General features: G+C 74.5%; 15 protein-coding genes. 10 read left to right on the forward strand and 5 right to left on the reverse strand.

What is annotated here, in order from left to right; genetic code table 11:
* Positions 1-49 precede the first annotated feature (49 nt).
* Positions 50-1,000 carry an esterase/lipase family protein gene (locus tag K7862_RS08995; protein ID WP_222961916.1) on the reverse strand — a complete coding sequence of 317 codons (951 nt, stop codon included), beginning with the start codon at positions 998-1,000 and terminating at the stop codon, positions 50-52.
* A gap of 330 nt (positions 1,001-1,330) precedes the next feature.
* Here K7862_RS08995 and K7862_RS09000 point away from each other — a divergent pair, with 330 nt between their 5' ends.
* The 4 genes from K7862_RS09000 to K7862_RS09015 all read left to right on the forward strand — a co-directional run bounded on the left by K7862_RS09000 (position 1,331) and on the right by K7862_RS09015 (position 7,088).
* Positions 1,331-2,521: a PucR family transcriptional regulator gene (locus K7862_RS09000; protein WP_222961917.1), complete on the forward strand. Its 1,191-nt coding sequence runs from the start codon at positions 1,331-1,333 to the stop codon at positions 2,519-2,521.
* A 139-nt stretch (positions 2,522-2,660) separates the two neighbouring features.
* Positions 2,661-4,865: an iron uptake transporter permease EfeU gene (efeU, locus tag K7862_RS09005; RefSeq protein ID WP_222961918.1), complete on the forward strand. Its 2,205-nt coding sequence runs from the start codon at positions 2,661-2,663 to the stop codon at positions 4,863-4,865.
* 101 nt (positions 4,866-4,966) lie between these two features.
* Entirely contained in the window at positions 4,967-6,274 is a 1,308-nt protein-coding gene (gene efeB, locus K7862_RS09010; RefSeq protein ID WP_222961919.1) for an iron uptake transporter deferrochelatase/peroxidase subunit, read from the forward strand.
* A 160-nt stretch (positions 6,275-6,434) separates the two neighbouring features.
* On the forward strand, positions 6,435-7,088 hold the full coding sequence (locus K7862_RS09015) for an SCO2400 family protein (RefSeq protein WP_222961920.1): 654 nt from the start codon (positions 6,435-6,437) through the stop codon (positions 7,086-7,088).
* 89 nt (positions 7,089-7,177) lie between these two features.
* Here K7862_RS09015 and K7862_RS09020 read toward each other — a convergent pair whose 3' ends face one another.
* On the reverse strand, positions 7,178-7,666 hold the full coding sequence (locus K7862_RS09020; RefSeq protein WP_222961921.1) for a MarR family winged helix-turn-helix transcriptional regulator: 489 nt from the start codon (positions 7,664-7,666) through the stop codon (positions 7,178-7,180).
* 176 nt (positions 7,667-7,842) lie between these two features.
* Here K7862_RS09020 and K7862_RS09025 point away from each other — a divergent pair, with 176 nt between their 5' ends.
* Both K7862_RS09025 and K7862_RS09030 read left to right on the forward strand, forming a co-directional pair.
* Positions 7,843-8,850: an NADP-dependent oxidoreductase gene (locus K7862_RS09025; protein ID WP_222961922.1), complete on the forward strand. Its 1,008-nt coding sequence runs from the start codon at positions 7,843-7,845 to the stop codon at positions 8,848-8,850.
* A gap of 83 nt (positions 8,851-8,933) precedes the next feature.
* Positions 8,934-9,362 (forward strand): organic hydroperoxide resistance protein, encoded by a 429-nt coding sequence (locus tag K7862_RS09030; RefSeq protein ID WP_222961923.1) that lies wholly within the window; start codon positions 8,934-8,936, stop codon positions 9,360-9,362.
* Between the two features lie 49 nt (positions 9,363-9,411).
* On the opposite strand, the gene K7862_RS09035 is transcribed toward K7862_RS09030, so the two are convergent.
* The gene (locus K7862_RS09035; protein ID WP_222961924.1) at positions 9,412-10,074 is read right to left on the reverse strand and encodes a TetR/AcrR family transcriptional regulator; all 663 of its coding nucleotides are present in this window, start codon (positions 10,072-10,074) and stop codon (positions 9,412-9,414) included.
* A 99-nt stretch (positions 10,075-10,173) separates the two neighbouring features.
* Between K7862_RS09035 and K7862_RS09040 the strand changes: the two genes are divergently transcribed.
* Positions 10,174-12,738: a beta-glucosidase family protein gene (locus K7862_RS09040; protein ID WP_222961925.1), complete on the forward strand. Its 2,565-nt coding sequence runs from the start codon at positions 10,174-10,176 to the stop codon at positions 12,736-12,738.
* A 114-nt stretch (positions 12,739-12,852) separates the two neighbouring features.
* Here the strand turns inward: K7862_RS09040 and K7862_RS09045 are convergent, their stop codons facing one another.
* Positions 12,853-13,785, reverse strand: coding sequence for a GDSL-type esterase/lipase family protein (locus K7862_RS09045; RefSeq protein WP_222961926.1), 933 nt, complete (start codon positions 13,783-13,785; stop codon positions 12,853-12,855).
* Between the two features lie 268 nt (positions 13,786-14,053).
* Here K7862_RS09045 and K7862_RS09050 point away from each other — a divergent pair, with 268 nt between their 5' ends.
* Both K7862_RS09050 and K7862_RS09055 read left to right on the forward strand, forming a co-directional pair.
* Positions 14,054-14,548 (forward strand): DUF3145 domain-containing protein, encoded by a 495-nt coding sequence (locus K7862_RS09050; RefSeq protein ID WP_222961927.1) that lies wholly within the window; start codon positions 14,054-14,056, stop codon positions 14,546-14,548.
* A gap of 117 nt (positions 14,549-14,665) precedes the next feature.
* A complete protein-coding gene (locus K7862_RS09055) occupies positions 14,666-15,622 on the forward strand; it encodes an NAD(P)-dependent oxidoreductase (RefSeq protein WP_222961928.1) in 957 nt (318 codons plus the stop codon).
* Positions 15,623-15,677: 55 nt separating this feature from the next.
* Here the strand turns inward: K7862_RS09055 and K7862_RS09060 are convergent, their stop codons facing one another.
* A complete protein-coding gene (locus K7862_RS09060; protein WP_222961929.1) occupies positions 15,678-16,283 on the reverse strand; it encodes a TetR/AcrR family transcriptional regulator in 606 nt (201 codons plus the stop codon).
* An 89-nt stretch (positions 16,284-16,372) separates the two neighbouring features.
* On the opposite strand from K7862_RS09060, the gene K7862_RS09065 reads away from it, so the two are divergent.
* A complete protein-coding gene (locus K7862_RS09065; protein WP_222961930.1) occupies positions 16,373-17,314 on the forward strand; it encodes a beta-ketoacyl-ACP synthase III in 942 nt (313 codons plus the stop codon).
* Positions 17,315-17,345: the final 31 nt, after the last annotated feature.

Raw genomic sequence — 17,345 nt, forward strand, 5'->3', positions numbered from 1 at the left:
AAGGCAGCGCCCTTCGCGCACGGCACCCGGCACGGCCGGGGGCGGCGGTTCAGCCGATGACGGGCCCGGTGACGGGCAGCACCACCTGACAGGGCACCGGCCGCGGATGCGCCGGATCCAGCGCGTTCAGGACGTCCGTCAGCGCGATCGGGTCGTAGGCGATCTCCAGGTGGTCACTGGCGTCCAGCGGGCACTGGTCCTGCACCGTGATGTCGGTGACGTTCGGCGCCGCCGGCAGGAAGGCGCTGGTGTACGGGGTGACCACCTCGTCGCCGGTCGTCGTGATGACGGTGTAGCCGACACCGGGCACCGTCTCGCCGCCCGCGTTGAGCCCGGTCAGGAAGTCCGAGCCGACCTCCTGCTCCACGCACGCCGCGCAGGCCGGCCCGACCAGGAACCGGTTCGCCGGTTCCAGCAGGCCCAGTTGGCGGGCGAACTCGGTGAGGCCGTCGAGCGTCGTGCCGTTGTTGCTCGGGGACAGCGCCACGAGCCGGTCGGTCCTGGCCGCGCCGCCCAGGTACTTCAGGTAGTAGCGCGGCATCATGCCGCCCTGGGAGTGGCCGACCAGGTCGACCTTGGAGCTCCCGGTGGCGGCCAGCACCTGGTCGACGAACGACGACAGCCGGGCCGCGCCCGCCTCGACCGACCCGGTGCCCTGGATCGGCGAACCGGCGGACGGCCCGCCGTAGTCGAAGGCGAAGACGCAGTAGCCGTTGTCCGCCAGCAGCGGCGAGGCGCCGCCCCAGTTGTCGTTCATGTTCTCGAACGTGCCGTGCACCAGCACCACCGGATAGGGGTGCGCGGCGCTCGGCCGGCACGACCCGTCGCCGGCGCCCGGCGGCGGGGTCTGCGGCTGCAGGAAGCCGGCCACGAAGCCGCTGCCGAAGTGGTAGTTCACCGGCAGCGGCCAGGACGCGGCGGACGCGCCCCGGCCGCCGGCGAGGGCGAGGCCGAACGCCGCCACGGCAGCCGCGGCGACGCTGAGAAAGGTCCGTTTCATACTCCGGTACCGTCCCTTGCTCGGGAATGGGGGGGGAGAATTCCAGGCAGTGAGTGGCGCGATGCTAGGAACCGCGCACAGGGCGGTCAACGGCGGTCACGGCGCCGCGGAAAAGCCCGTCGGAAGATGCCAGGAACCGCCTTCCGCGCAATCCGGGAACTGTCACCGGCGGCACAGGAATCCGGCGGACCACCCGGTCCCGGCCTCGGCGGGACCGGGCGCCGGCACTGCCCCGCCGGTCACGGCGGCGGCGTCAACTCCCCTGTCCCATCTATTGACTCACCAGTAACATCGCCGCATACTCGCGGCGTGGAGGGTCCCTGGTCGCGAATGCCGCCGCGATTCGCCGCGGAAGTGAGAAAGGAACGGTCCTCACTCGCGGCGGAGATCATCACCGAGATACGGCGTCATGTCCCGGATTTCTCCCGGCCGCTCGCCGGGCAATTCGGCGCGGGAATCCAGCAGGGTGTGGAGACCGCGCTGGAGCAATTCGCCGATCTGCTGGAGGGGACCGGCGAGAGCGCCGCGGGCGAGGAGCGGCTGCGGGTCCACCGGGCGCTGGGTCGCGGTGAGTTCGCCGAGGGCCGCAGCCTCGACGCGCTCCAGGCCGCCTACCGCGTCGGCGCCCGCGTGGCCTGGCGGCGCTACGCCCGGGTCGCCCGCGGCACCGGTCTGGGCGCCGACCGCATGGTGCTGCTGGCCGAGGCGATCTTCGCGCACATCGACGAACTGGCCGCCGCGGCCGTCGCCGGATACGCCTCCGCCCGCGCCGACGAGGCCGGCACCTTCGGCCGCCGGCGCCACCGGCTGCTGGAACTGATGGTCTCCGGAGCCGCGCCTGGGGCCGTCCGCGACGCCGCCGGACCGGCCGACTGGCCGCTGCCCGCGACCGTCGCCTGTGTGGCCCTGGGTCCGGCCGCCCCGGGCGACGCCCCCCGCGCCCTCACCCTGCGGATGCCCGACCTGGTGCTGGCCGACCTCGACGGGGCGGAGCCGTGCCTGCTCGTGCCCGAGCCCGCCCTCTATCTGAGGGACGGCCAGGTGCAGCGCGTCATGCAGGGCAGGGGAGCGGTGATCGGCCCCACCGTGCCACCGGACGCGGCCGCGCACTCGCTGCGCTGGGCGCGGGCGATCCGCGCCTGCCTGCCCGGCCCGCACGAGGCCCGCGCCCCGGTGGACTGCGAACGCTGCCTGCCCGAACTGCTGCTGCTCGGCGACCCCGCGCTGGTGGAGCTCATCGCCGGCCGCCGGCTCAGCCCGCTCGCCGGCCTCACGCCCAAGCGGGGCGAGCGGCTGGCCGCGACCCTGCTGGCGTGGCTGCAGACCAACCGCGGCAGCGCACCCGACGTCGCCGCCCGGCTCGGCATCCACCCGCAGACCGCCCGGCAGCGCCTGCACCAGGTGCAACGGCTGTTCGGGCCCGCGCTGGCCGATCCGGACGCGCGGTTCGAACTGGAGGTGGCGCTGCGCAGCCGTCTGATGGCCAGTGCCTTCGGAGCGCCGCCGCGTCTCGGAGTGTGAGATCCGTCCCACCCGCCCGTCCTGCCCGGAATGACCCCGCCGGGGGGATGAAGATTAGGTACGCCTAAGCTAAGTTGTCGCCCGCAGTGCAACCGCGCACAGCCGACCACCGGGGCGGGCCCGGGGAGGAAGAGAACCCATGTGGGACGACGCGTTTCCGAGCTTCCTGATCGGGCTCAGGGAAGGCCTTGAGGCGGGACTGATCGTCTCGATCCTCGTCGCCACGCTGGTCCGTGCCGAGGCCAAGTCGCGGCTGCCGCAGGTCTGGACGGGTGTCCTGGCCGCGACAGCCCTGTCGATGAGCTTCGGCGCCGTCCTCACCTTCACCGCGGCCAACCTCTCCGCGACGGCCCAGGAGGCCTTTGGCGGCACCCTGAGCGTCGTCGCCGTCGCGTTCGTCACCGCGATGGTCTTCTGGATGCGCCGCTCGGCCCGGCACCTCTCCGGCGAGATCAAGCAGAAGGTCACCGCCGCGCTCGCGATGGGCGGCGGGATGCTGGTGCTCACCTCCTTCCTCGCCGTCGGCCGCGAGGGCCTGGAGACCGCGCTCTTCCTGTGGACCACCGGGCGGGCCGCGGGCGAGTCCGCGGGCCCGCTGGCCGGCGCCGCGATCGGGCTGGTCCTCGCGTCGGGCCTGTGCTGGGGCCTGTACAAACGGGTGCTGAAGATCAACCTCACCCGGTTCTTCACCGTCACCGGCATCGTCCTGATCGTCATCGCCTCCGGAGTCCTCGGCTACGGCCTGCGGGACCTCCAGGAGGGCGGCGTGCTGCCGGGCAACACCGCGTACGCCTTCGACCTGAGCGCGCACATCGACGCCGGCTCCTGGTACGCGGCGCTGCTGCAGGGCGTCTTCAACCTCCCCCCCGCCATGACCTGGCTGCAGGTGGCCGCGTACGTCGTCTACCTCGTGACCGTCATGACGCTGTTCGTGCACGGCGTCCGCAAGCCGGCCGCCGCACCGCGGGCGGCAGCTCCCGCGCCCGCCCCCGCCAAGACTGCGGAGCCCGCAGCCGTCCAAGCTGCGTCCGCGGCGGCGCAGTCCGCGCCCGCCCGGACGGAATCCGCGCCCGCCACGAAGGACCCCGCCCCGGCCGGGCCCGCCGCGACGGCGCCCGCCCCCGCGGCCCCGTCCGGCACGGACGGTCCGTCGGATCCGTCGGGCGAGCGGCGCGGGCCCTCCCGGCTCCGGCCCGTCTGGCTGGTGCCCGCCGCGGTCGTGGCGGTGCCCGCCGTCATCGCCGGGCTGGTCGTCGCCTTCAGCGACGCCAAGCCCGCCGCCGGGCAGACGGTCGCCGTCTCCGAGACGGACTGCGGCAAGGGCTTCAAGGCCCCGCAGCCCGGCCGCCAGACCTTCCAGATGCACAACACCGGCAACAAGGCGTCCGAGGTCTACCTCATCGACCCGGCGAGCAACGCCGTGTACGGCGAGATCGAGGGACTGGCCCCCGGCACCACCCGGGACCTGGTCGCCACCGTCGGCAGCGGCGAGTACGCCTGGCGCTGCGTGCCCACCGGCGGCAAGGCCGTCACCTCGGCGTCGGTGCGGGTCAGCGGCGGCGGCTCGGCCAAGGCCGTGCTGCCCCTCGCCGAGTCCGAACTCCAGGCGCCGCTGACCGCGTACAAGGCCTACGTCGACGCCGGGCTCGCCAAGCTGCAGCCGCAGACCGCGAAGCTGCAGGCGGACCTGAGGGCCGGCGACCTGAACGCGGCCCGCGCCGACTGGCTGACCGCGCACCTGACCTACTCCTCGCTCGGCGCGGCCTACGGCACCTTCGCCGACTTCGACGCGAAGATCAACGGCCGCAAGGACGGACTGCCCGGCGGCGTGGACGACCCGGCCTTCACCGGCTTCCACCGGATCGAGTACGGGCTGTGGCACCAGCGGTCCGCGTCGTCGCTGCTGCCCTACGCGGACCGCCTGGCGTCCGACGTGACGGGGTTGCGCACGGCGTTCCCCACCCAGGACTTCGACCCCTCGGACCTGCCGCTGCGCACCCACGAGATCCTGGAGAACACGCTGCAGTTCGAGCTGACCGGCGACACCGACCAGGGCAGCGGCACCAACCTGGCGACCGCCGACGCCAACCTGGCCGGCACCCGGGAACTGCTGGGCGTGCTGCGGCCGCTGATCGTCCGCCGCGCCCCCCAGCAGCTCGCCGTCATCGACGCCGACATCGCGCGTCTGCAGGGCCTGCTGGACGCCGCGCACCACGGCGCCGCCTGGACGCCGGTCGGCCGGCTCGACGCCGCGGCGCGCCAGAAGATCGACGGCGCGACCGGTCAGCTCCTGGAGGACCTGGCCCCGGTCCCGGACCTGCTCGAGATCCGGAAGTCCGCCTGATGGGCGCCCACGTCCCCGATGCCGCCGGTCCGCAGCGCCCGGACCGCCCGCACCGCCCCGACCGCCCGCACCGCACCCCGCACTCCGAAGGGAACCCGCCGATGTCCGCCGACTCCCCCCGTCCCGAGGGCCACGAGGGACTCCAGGGCACCTGCCCGATGGGCGCAGGACGCCGGTCCTTCGTGAAGACCGCGCTCGGCGCCGGCGCGGGAGCCGCCGCACTCGCCGGCGGCGGCTTCGCCCTGACCTCGGCGGCCGGCGGCAGCACCGCGCACGCCTCGGACTCCGCCGAGCCGGGCCGGGCCCCCGCCGTGCCCTTCCACGGCGCGCACCAGGCGGGCATCACCACCCCGGCGCCTTCCGCGGCCACCTTCGTGTCGCTGAACGTCGTCGCCGACACCAAGGCCGAACTCGCCGACCTGCTGAGGACCATCACCGAGCGGGCCCGCTTCCTGACGGCCGGCGGCACCCCCGTCGACCTCGGCGTCGGCGCCCCGCCGTCGGACAACGGCATCCTCGGCCCGACGGTGCCCGCCGACGCGCTCACCGTCACCGTCGGCGTCGGCGCGTCGCTCTTCGACGACCGGTACGGGCTGGCCGCCGCCAAGCCGCGCCGGCTGGCGCCGATGCGGGTCTTCCCCAACGACAACCTCCAGGACGCGCAGTGCCACGGCGACCTGTCCCTGCAGATCTGCGGGGGCAGCACCGACACCGTGCTGCACGCGCTGCGCGACATCGCCCGGCACACGCGCGGCGGGATGCAGATCAAGTGGCGCGTCGACGGCTTCCAGAACGCGCCGCGCCCGGCCGGCGCGCAGCGCAACCTGCTCGGCTTCAAGGACGGCATCGTCAACCCCGACGTGTCCTCCTCGCGGGAGATGGACCGGCTGGTGTGGGTCACCGACAGCCTCGGGGAGCCCTCCTGGGCCACCGGCGGCAGCTACCAGGTGATCCGGGTCATCCGCATGCTCGTGGAGTTCTGGGACCGCGTCTCGCTGACCGAGCAGGAGAAGATGTTCGGCCGCCGCAAGGACACCGGCGCCCCGCTGGACGGCGCCAAGGAGACCGACGCCCCGAACTACGCCAAGGACCCGCAGGGCAACGCGATCCCGCTGGACGCCCACATCCGGATGGCGAACCCGCGGACCGCGAAGACCGAGGACTCCCGCATCCTGCGCCGCGGCTTCAACTTCGACCGCGGCATCGACGACGTCGGCAACCTCGACATGGGCCTGGTGTTCTGCTGCTACCAGCAGGACGTGGTGCGGCAGTTCGAGGCGACCCAGACCCGGCTGATCGACGAACCGCTCGTCGACTACATCTCCCCGGTCGGCGGCGGCTACTTCTTCGTCCTGCCGGGCGTGCGCGACGCGCGCGACTGGCTCGGACGGAGCCTGCTCTCCGCCTAGGGCCTGCCCGGGACCGCCTGCAGGAACGGCGGGTGACGGAACCTCCGAAACGGTCTCTACCTGCAAGAACCCGGACTCCGGGCGTTTGCGGGCAAAGCCGTGGGAAGCGGGGTGCGGGGGTTCCGTTCCGCCACAGCGGTCCCATAGGGTCCCTTCCGCCATGGATTACTGCTACGCGTGCCGTCGCCACCTCAACGGCGCGTACTCCTGCCCGGGATGCGGCACCCCCGCCGACCGGCTCACGCTGCCCCCGGTCGCCGACACCGCGACCCTGCCACCCGTCCGTGACGACGACGAGACCGAGCCGTTCGGCGGCCGCGCCGCCCGGCGGGCCGAACGGCGGCGCGGCGCCACCCGCGGCACCCGGCTCGGAGGCCGGCGCGCGGCCGTCTACGGAGTGGGCGCGGTCGCGGTGGTCGGCGCTCTGGCCATGTTCTCGATGGCCGCGCTCTCCGGCGGTTCGGGGGGCGCCGGAAGCCCCGGCACCGGCATCAGCCCGATGCTGCCCGGCGCCGCCAGCGGGAACGCCTCGCCCGACGACGCGGGTCTGTTCCCCTCGTCACCCGGCACGTCGCCGGGGCACCGCACGACGGCGCCGACGTCGTCCTCCGCGTCGCCGACCGGGTCCAAGAGCGCCACGCCCACCACGAGCGCGCCGCACACCACCGCTCCGCCGACCGGGTCCGAGAGTGCTCCGCCGCCCACCACCCCGGCCACCGGCAGTCCGACGCCGAGCCCGACCAAGACGCATCCCGGCGGCAAGCCGACGCCGACCAGGACACCCTGCAAGCGGGTGCTGTGGTGGTGCCAGTAGGACCGGGCGTGCCGCAGCTTCTGACGGCTGTATCCGGCCGGTGAGCGGGCAGGGCCCGCCGGTTGAACGCCCAGGGCTCCGCCGGGATGTCAGCCGGCCGGGCGCGCGTCCCGCTGAGAGCCCGTGTTCGGGTCCGCGGTGAGCGCTCCCGCCGCCTCCTCGCCCAGCATCCGCTGGAGCAGGTCCCGCAGGGTCGTGCGCTCGGCGACGGAGAGCGCGCCGAGCGGCTCGCGGGCGAAGTCCAGCGAGGAGCGCAGGCGTTCCGCGGTGTCCCGTCCCCGGTCCGTGGCGGCGGCCAGCTTGACCCGTCGGTCGGCGGGGTCCGCGCGCCGCTCGGCGAGCCCCTGCGCCTCCAGGCGGTCGACGATGCCCGTGACGTTGGACGGCTCGCACTTCAGCCGCTGGGCGATCTGCCGCATGGGCATCGGCCCGGTGGACAGCAGCGCCAGCACGCGGGCCTGCGCGCCCGTCAGACGGTGCTCGGCGGCGGCCGCGTCGTACTCCTGGTAGTAGCGCGCCACGATCGTGCCGATCAGGTCGACGACCTCGGCTGTCAGGGGGTCCATGCGGCGTGTCATGGGTCCAGGATATCCATGTGCTTGACAAGCTGAAACATCAAGGTCCAAAGTTAATTAAGAACCTCAATCTTTGTCGTGGTGAACTGCCTCGCCGGGGTCGTCGTACCCCGTCCCATGCCGGGCGGCGGGGCGGCCCGGGCGGAGGCGGGACGCCGTGGCGGAAGGAGTCCCGTCCCATGCCCACGAGCCGCGAATGGCACCTGGTCGCCCGTCCCCAGGGCTGGCCGGAGCCCGCAGACTTCGCCCTGGTCGAGACCGAGGTGCCCGAGCCGGGCCCGGGTCAGATCCTGGTCCGCAACAGCTTCCTGTCGGTGGATCCTTATATGCGCGGCCGCATGAACGATGTGAAGTCCTACGCGCCGCCGTACGAGCTGGGCAAGCCGATGCTCGGCGGCGCGGTGGGCCGGGTGGTGGCCTCCGCCGCAGACGGGATCGCGGTCGGCGACCACGTCCTGCACGGGCTCGCCTGGCGCGAGTACGCGCTGCTGGACGCCGCCCACGCGGTCGTGGTGGACCCGGAGGCCGCCCCGCTGCCGGCCTACCTCGGCGTGCTCGGCATGACCGGCCTGACCGCCTACGCGGGACTGCTGCGGGTGGCGCGCTTCGCCGAGGGCGAGACGGTGTTCGTCTCCGGCGCCGCCGGGGCGGTCGGCAGCCAGGTGGGGCAGATCGCCCGGCTGAAGGGCGCCGCGCGCGTCGTCGGCAGCGCCGGCTCCGACGAGAAGGCCGCCCTGCTGGTCGACGAGTACGGCTTCGACGCCGCCTTCAACTACAAGAAGGCCCCGGTCGCCGAGCAGTTGCGCGCGGCGGCGCCGGACGGCATCGACGTGTACTTCGACAACGTCGGGGGCGAGCACCTGGAGGCGGCCATCGGCGCGCTGCGGGTGCACGGGCGGGCCGCGCTGTGCGGGGCCATCGCGCAGTACAACGCCACCGAGCCGCCGCCCGGGCCGCGCAACCTCGGCCTGCTCATCGGCAAGCGGCTCACCCTCGCCGGCTTCCTGGTCACCGACCACCAGGACCTGCAGCCGGAGTTCGTCCGCGAGGTGGGCGGCTGGCTGCGGGAGGGCAGGCTGCGCTACCGCGAGACCGTGGTCACGGGAATCGAGCACACGCTGGACGCGTTCCTGGGACTGCTGCGCGGTGAGAACACCGGGAAGATGGTCGTCGCCCTCCCGGAGTGACGGCCGTGCGGGGCCGGCGCCGGCCCCGCGTTTCAACAAGATGTCGCACGCGCGACGTTCACGTCCCTCAGGAGGACCTGCTCATGACCATCCAGTCCGTAGACGTCCTGTACACCGCTGTCGCCACGGCGGAGAACGGCCGCGACGGCCGGGTCGCCAGCGACGACGGCAAGCTGGACGTCGTCGTCAACCCGCCCAAGGAGCTGGGCGGGAGCGGCGCGGGCACCAACCCGGAGCAGCTCTTCGCGGCCGGCTACAGCGCCTGCTTCCAGAGCGCGCTCGGCGTGGTCGCGCGGCGGTCCGGCGCCGACATCACCGGCTCCCGGGTGACCGCGCGCGTCGGCCTGGGCAAGACCGCCGAGGGCGGCTTCGGCCTCACCGTCGAACTCGCCGTGTCCATACCCGCGGTGGACGCCGCCACGGCCCAGGACCTGGTGGAGAAGGCCCACCAGGTCTGCCCCTACTCCAACGCCACGCGGGGCAACATCGCGGTCGAGCTGACCGTCGTCTGAGGCGCGGTCCCGTCGCGCGTAAGGGCCGCACTCCCAAGGGGCGCGGTCCTTACGCGTGTTCGGCCCGCGTCCCGGCCTCCGGTGGCGCTTCCGCGCCTGTTTCGGTGTCCCCGCCCGCCTCCGCGGGCTTAAGCGGCGGGGGTGCCAGCAGGGCCAGGAAGTCGCGGAAGGCGGCCGGCATGTCGACCGCCGCCGGGTCGAGGAGCCACTGCACCTGCAGTCCGTCGACCACCGCGGCCAGCAGCGTGGCCGCCCGCTCCGGCGACAGGCCGCCGGGCAGCCGGTCGCCGTACGCGGCCCGCAGCGCCTCCGCCCCGCCGTCGCGCACGCCCGCGTACCGGGCCCTGAACCAGTCCTGCGCCGGGTGGCCCTCGGTGACGCTGTCGCCGGCCAGCACGGTGAACGCCTGCACGATGCCGGGCCGGGTGGCGTTGTACTCGACGAGGTTCGCCACCACCTCCAGCGGCCACGCGCGGCCGTGCAGCGCCGCCGAGGCCATGTCCCACTGGTCGCGGGCCTCCAGCACGGCCACCAGGAGTGCCTCCTTGGTGGGGAAGTAGTGCATCAGGCCCTGCTGGGTGAGCCCGACGCGCTCCGCGACCGCGGCCATCGTCGCGCCCCGGTAGCCGCGTTCGGCGATCACCTCGGTCGCGGCCTGGATGATCTCCGCGCGCCGTGCCCCGCGTTCTGCTCTGCCTCGGCTCACCGCCATCAGCCCCTTCCCCTGCGCCGACCCTACAAGATCACGGAATGGTAACCATCCCTACCGGGCGACAGGCAACCCGCCCGCGCGCGGGCCAGGATGACGGCCATGACACCCGAGACGGCGCAGACACCGCCGGGCACCGCGCGGCGCCCGGAAGAGGAACGGGAACGGGCCGTCGAGGCGGCGCTGGCGGCCCTCGACCTCGACGCGAAGACCCGGCTGCTGGCCGGCCAGGACATGTGGACGCTGCCCGCGCTCGGCGAGATCGCGCTCGGCTCGCTGGTGATGTCCGACGGCCCGGTCGGCGTCCGCGGCCGCCACTGGACCGACGTCGACCCCTCCGTCGCCCTGCCCAGTCCGACCGCGCTCGCCGCCACCTGGGACCCGGTCCTGGCCCGCCGGGCCGGCCGGCTGCTCGCGCAGGAGGCGCACCGCAAGGGCGTCCACGTCCTGCTGGCCCCCACCGTCAACCTGCACCGCAGCCCGCTGGGCGGACGGCACTTCGAGGCGTACAGCGAGGACCCGTACCTGACGGGCGCGATCGGCACCGGGTACGTGCTCGGCGTCCAGGACGGCGGCGTCGGCGTCACCGTCAAGCACTTCGTCGGCAACGACGCGGAGACCGACCGCTTCACCGTCGACAACCGCATCCCCGAACGGGCACTGCGCGAGCTGTACCTGGCGCCGTTCGAGGCGATCGTCGCCGACGCCCGGCCGTGGGGCGTGATGGCCGCCTACAACGCCGTCAACGGCGCGACGATGACCGAGCACGCCGCGCTGGTGAACGGCGTACTGCGCGGCGAGTGGGGCTTCGACGGCGTGGTGGTCTCCGACTGGTTCGCGGCCCGCGGCACCGCGGCCGCGCTCCGCGGCGGCCTGGACCTGGCCATGCCGGGTCCGGTGACCGTCTACGGCCCCGCGCTGGCCGCCGCGGTACGGGCGGGCGAGGTCGAGGAGACGCTGGTCGACGCGGCGGTGCGGAGGGTGCTGCGGCTCGCCGCGCGGGCCGGGCTGCTGGCCGGCACCCCGGCCGCGGTGGCGGTCGCCGACCGCCCGCCGGGCGTCGACGGCGAGGCGCTGGCCCGGGAGATCGCCGCCACCGCCTGCGTGCTGCTGCGCAACGAGGTGCGCGGGCAGGCGCCGGTCCTGCCGCTGGACCCGGCCGCGCCGGTCGCGGGCGAGCCGGGCGCGGGGACGGCGGCGGGGGAGCCGCGCGGTGTCGCGCTGATCGGGACCGCGGCCCGCCACGCGCGGATCCTGGGCGGCGGCTCGGCGCAGGTCTTCCCCGACCACGTCGTCACGCCGCTCGACGGACTGCGTGCCGCCCTGCCGCCGGAGATCCCGCTGACCTGGGCGGCAGGCGCCGATCCGAACGAGGAACTGGCCGCCGCCGGGACCGGGTTCACCCTGCGGGCGGTCGCCCGCGACGCGGCGGGCCGGGAGCTGGGCGGGGAGCCGCTCGCGAGCGGGCAGGTGCTGTGGCTCGGCGACCTGCCCGAGGGCGTCGCCCACGAGGACGTCCACACCGTGGAGGTGTGCGGCGCGTTCGTCCCGTCGACCGGCGGCGCGCACCGCTTCGGCACCCGGGGCCTCGGCGGTTTCCGCCTCACCGTCGGCGGCACCGTGCTCTTCGACGGCCTCCAGGCCGACGAGAACAGCGACCCCTTCGAGGCGTTCTTCGGCGTCCCGACCGAACGCGGGACCGTGGACCTGACCGAGGGCAGGGCGGTCGAGGTCAGCCTGGTGCACACCCTGCCCGGGGACCTGGGACTGCCCGTGGCGGCCGTCGGGTTCGCCCTGCTGCACGGTGAACCGGAGCGGGACCCGGAGGAGTTGCTCGACGAGGCGGTGGCGGCCGCCCGGGCCGCGCACACGGCGGTGGTGGTGGTCGCCACCACCGAACGCGTCGAGTCCGAGGGCTTCGACCGCACGAGCCTGCGACTGCCCGGACGGCAGGACGACCTGGTCGCCCGGGTCGCGGCGGTCAACCCCCGCACGGTGGTGGTGGTCAACGCCGGGGCGCCGGTGGAGATGCCGTGGCGCGAGGAGGTGGCCGCCGTGCTGCTCGCCTGGTTCCCCGGGCAGGAGGGCGGCGCGGCCCTCGCGGACGTGCTGTTCGGGGTCCGCGAGCCCGGCGGACGGCTGCCCACCACCTGGCCCGCCCGCCTCGCGGACGCGCCGGTCTCCCGCGTCACGCCCGAGGACGGCCGGCTGGTCTACGACGAGGGCCTGTTCATCGGCTACCGGGCCTGGGACCGGGGAACGGCGGAACCGGCGTACCCCTTCGGGCACGGCCTCGGCTACACCGACTGGGCCTACGAGTCGCTCGTCGTGGAGCCGGCGCCGGGCCGCGACGACACGCTCGCCGCCGTCCGGGTGGAGCTGCGGAACACCGGCGCGCGGCACGGCCGGGAGGTCGTGCAGCTCTACCTGCGGCCCGCGGAGCCGGGCCCGCTGGAGCGGCCGCGCCGCCGGCTCGCCGGGTTCGCGGTGGTCGAGGCGGCGCCCGGCGAGACGGTGGAGGCCCGGATGGCGCTCCCGGTCCGGGCGGCCCAGTGCTGGGACCCGGAGCGGTCCGGCTGGCGCCTGCTGCCGGGCGGCTACGCGGTGGACGCGGCCCACTCGCTGGCCGACGTCCGGCTCAGCGCGTCCCTGACCGTCGAGGGCTGAGCCGCCCCGGTGCCGGCCCCCTGCTCCGTCCCCGTCCCGGACCCCGCGCTCGTTCCGGCCCCGGCCCCGGCCCCGTCCCCGGCCCGGTCGCCGTTCCTGGCCGGGGACGGGGCCTCACAGGCTCGCGGCGGCGGCGACGCCGGCGAGGATCCTCGCGAGCTGGGCCTGCCCGTTCTGGTTGGGGTGGAACCAGTCCCACTTGCTGAGCTCGCCGGTGCCGAACGGGTAGCGGAAGACCGCGCCCCCGTCGAACCGGCAGCGGTCGTAGTGCTGGCACACCTGGGCGAGCGCGGTGTTGTAGGCGATGACCCGGTTGCGCACCTCGGTCCGCCGGGCCTTGGCGGCCGCGGTCTGCGCGGTGGGGTCCTCGAGCATGCTCGGGCACAGACCGAGCCGCCACACCTCCCGGCCGATCGCGTTGGTGTGGCCGACCGACCACAGGCGCTCCAGGTCGGGGATGCTCGCCACCAGGACCTGGGTGGCCGGCAGCACCCGGTGCAGATAGGCCAGGGTCCCGTTGAAGGCGGTGCGGAAGTCCGCCACCGCGGTCATCTGCCCGGTGCTCGCCGTGCAGGCGTCGTTGGCGCCGATCAGCACGGTGACCATCGCCGGGCGGTGGGCGGCCGCCGCGCGTGCCTGCGCGGGCAGGTCGGCGACCCGCGCGCCGGACCGGGCGAGGTTCCAGCTGCTCGGCCCGGCGGCCAGGCGGGAGCTCAGGCTGTTCACCGCGGCCCTGGTGCCGGTGGCCCAGGACACCTCGGGGCAGTCCGAGAACGGGTCGCAGGCGTCGAACCCGCGGGTGATGGAGTCGCCGAGCGACGCCACCGAGGCCGGTCGGGTGTTCCACGGCCGCTGCGGGTCCGGCGCGGCCTTCGGCCCGCTGCCCGGCGCGTCCTCACGCTCCGTGCCCGTGGAATGCGAGATCTGTGCGGTGGGTGTCACCCTCGCGGTGGCGCCGTGGCCGGCCGCCGGCCGGCCGGTGCTGCATCCACCCAGCAGAAGCGCGGCGACGGCCAAGGCCAGGCCGCCGCGCGGCAGCGTACGCATCCGGTTGCTCCCCTCCGACGAGTGGGTGACATCTGGTATCAGCCCGACCGTACGTGACGCTCTCCAGGACGCCGCACGGTAGCTTTTTCCCTGACACCCGCAGGAACTGACGGGAGATCGGAGCTTATCGGGTGTCAGAAGGGCTTCTTGTCCTGATTGTGATGAATAGTGCACAATGTTGTAGAACGTCTCATGGTGTCCCGGTTTCATCCGGTTCGGGTGTGAGGCCGCTGGGGAAGGCGAACCTCGTCCCACACTGGAGGTACCGGTGACGACACGTGGTGTTCTGTACGTGCACGCCGCACCGCGCGCGCTGTGCCCGCACGTCGAGTGGGCCGTCGCGGGCGTCCTCGGCGTGCGCGTGAGCCTCGACTGGATCCGGCAGCCGGCCGCTCCAGGGACCTGGCGTGCCGAGTTCTCCTGGCAGGGCGAGCCCGGTACCGCCTCGAAGCTCGCCTCCGCGCTGCGCGGCTGGCACATGCTGCGCTTCGAGGTGACCGCGGAACCCTGCTCCACCGCCGAGGGCGAGCGCTACAGCGCCACCCCCGAGCTGGGCATCTTCCACGCCGTCATCGGCATGCACGGCGACATCCTGATCCCCGAGGACCGGCTGCGCGCCGCCATGCTGCGGGCCGGCCGCGGTGAGACCGACCTGGAGGCCGAACTCTGCCGTCTGCTGGGCAAGCCCTGGGACGACGAGCTGGAGCCGTTCCGCTACGCCGGTGAGGGCGCGCCCGTCCGTTGGCTCCATCAGGTGGTCTGAGCGGCACCAGGGTGACGCCGCGTCAGACACGCCGCTGACACCCGTTCAGTCCATTGTCCGCACCGGCGGGTTGTGCCCCCGGCGCGCTCCGCGGCCGCCCGGGCATAGCCTGCTGGTATGTCCAGTGACTTCTCCGGATCCTCCGGTCCCCTGTCCGTCGCGGTCCTCGGCACCGGCATCATGGGTGCCGGCATGGCCCGCAACCTCGCCGCCGCCGGGCACGAGGTCCGCGCCTGGAACCGCACCGTCGACCGCGCCCGGCCGCTGGCCGACGACGGGGTGCGGGTCCTCGCCGACCCCGAGGCCGCCGTCCGCGGCGCCGACGCGGTGATCACCATGCTGCTCGACGGCTCCGCCGTGCTCGACGTGATGCACCGGGCGGCCGACGGCCTCAAGGAGGGCGCCGTCTGGGTGCAGAGCAGCACCGTCGGCCCGACCGCCCAGGGCGAACTCGCCGCGCTGGCCCGCGAGCACGGTCTGCTCTTCCTCGACGCGCCGGTGCTCGGCACCCGGCAGGTCGCCGACTCCGGGCAGCTCACCGTGCTCGCGGCCGGCCCCGATGCCGCCCGTCCGGTCGCCGAGCGCGTCTTCCAGGCCATCGGCAGCCGGACCATCTGGCTGGGCCAGGACGGCACCGAGGGCGCCGCGAGCAGCCTCAAGCTGGTGCTCAACAGCTGGGTGCTGGCGGTCACCGGCGCGGCCGCGGAGACCATGGCCCTCGCCGAGGCCCTGGGCGTCGACCCGGACCGCTTCTTCGAGGCGATCGACGGCGGGGCGCTCGACATGCCGTACCTGCGGGCCAAGGCCGCCGCCATCCGATCCGGCGACTACGCGCCCAACTTCACCGTCGAGGGCGCGTGGAAGGACCTGCGGCTGATCGTGGCCGCGGGGGAGCGCAACGGCGCCCGGATGGACATCGCGCAGGCCGGCGCGGAGCGGTTCCGCCGGGCCTCCGAGCAGGGCCACGGCGGCGAGGACATGGCGGCCTCGTACTTCGCCAGTTTCGACAAGGGCGCCGGCACGGCCCCATCCGAGCCGGACGGCACGCCCGCCGACGGGCCGCGGCAGGACTGAACCGCGGGGCCCCCGGGCCGCCCCGGGCCGTCCTCGCGGCCGCTGCGGCCCGTGCTCAGCCCAGCAGCCGGGCGACCGCGCGGCGGGTGCGGTCGGGGGCCGTGGGGTCCCCGAAGAGCTGCACGGCGTGGTTGAGGCTCAGGAACGCCCCGTTCAGCTCGAACACCAGCTGCTCCGGGTCGGTGGCGGCGGGCAGCTCGCCCGCCGCCACCGCCGTCCTGATGTCGGCGAGCAGCCGGTGCCGCCAGGTCCGGTGCAGCCGCGCCACGGCGTCGCGCACCGGCCCCGGCTCGCGCGCGTCGAACTCCACCGCCGACGTGGTGAACAGGCAGCCGCCCGGGAAGGTGTCCCGCTCGCGGTCCAGGTAGGTCGTCCACGCCTCGCACACCGCGCGGAGCCGGGTGAGCCCGGCCGGCAGGTCGCGGGCGGGCTCCCAGACGGCCCGTGAGAACACCGCGGACGCCCGGCGCAGGGCGGCGAGCTGCAGCTCCTCCTTGGTGCCGAAGTGGCCGAGCAGGCCGGACTTGCTCATGCCCAGCTCCCCGGCCAGACGGCCGATGGTGAGCCCCTCCAGGCCCTCCACGGAGGCCATCGCCACGCTGCGCTCGATGATCCGCTCGCGGGTGCGGCGCGCCTCCGCGGCGGACTTCCTGGGGCTCATGGCGCCCATGGTAGCGGCCACGGCTCTTTAGAGTCCGACCGTTCGGTCGCTATAGTCGCGGCACGACCCTCTCGACCAAGGAGACCGCCGTGCCCGACACCCGTATCGCCGCCCTCGGCCACTACCAGCCCGAGCGCGTCCTCACCAACGACGACCTGGCCGCGCTGGTCGACACCAGCGACGCGTGGATCCGGCAGCGCACCGGCATCGCCACCCGCAGGATCGCCGCGGACGACGAGACGGTGACCGACATGGCGGCCGCGGCCGGCGGCAAGGCGCTGGCCGCCGCGGGACTGCGGCCCGCGGAGATCGGCCTGCTGATCGTGGCGACGTCCAGCGCGATGGACCGCTGCCCGAGCATCGCCGCGCAGACCGCCGCCCGGCTGGGCATACCCGCGCCCGCCGCCTTCGACCTCAACAACGCCTGCGCCGGCTTCACCACCGCGCTGGCCGTCGCCGACCACTCGGTGCGGGCCGGGGCCGCCGGGCACGCCCTGGTCGTCGGCGCGGAGAAGATGTCCGACGTCACGGACTGGACCGACCGCACCACCTGTGTGCTGCTCGGGGACGGCGCGGGCGCCGCAGTGGTCTCGCCGTCCGGACGCCCCGGCATCGGACCGGTGGCGTGGGGCTCGGACCCGGCGCGGGCCGACGCGGTGCGGCTCGCGGGGGCGTGGCAGCCGAGGTTCGCCCAGGAGGGGCAGACGGTCTTCCGCTGGGCGACCACGATGCTGGCGCCGCTGGCCGAGGAGGCGTGCCGCAGGGCCGGGATCGCGCCCGCCGAGCTCGGCGGGATCGTCACCCACCAGGCCAACCTGCGGATCATCGAGGCCGTGGTGGCGCGGCTGGGCGCCGAGCGGGCGGTCGTGGCCCGCGACGTCGTGGAGTCCGGCAACACCTCGGCGGCCAGCGTGCCGCTCGCCTTCTCCAAGCTCGTCGAACGCGGCGAGCTGCCCTCCGGGGAGCCGGTCCTGCTGCTCGGCTTCGGCGGCGGCATGTCCTGGGCCGCCCAGGTCGTCACCTGCCCGTGAGCGGACACGCCGAAGGGGCGCGGGAGGTGTC

Source organism: Actinacidiphila acidipaludis (assembly GCF_019890725.1).
GTDB classification, from domain to species: Bacteria; Actinomycetota; Actinomycetes; order Streptomycetales; family Streptomycetaceae; genus Actinacidiphila; species Actinacidiphila acidipaludis.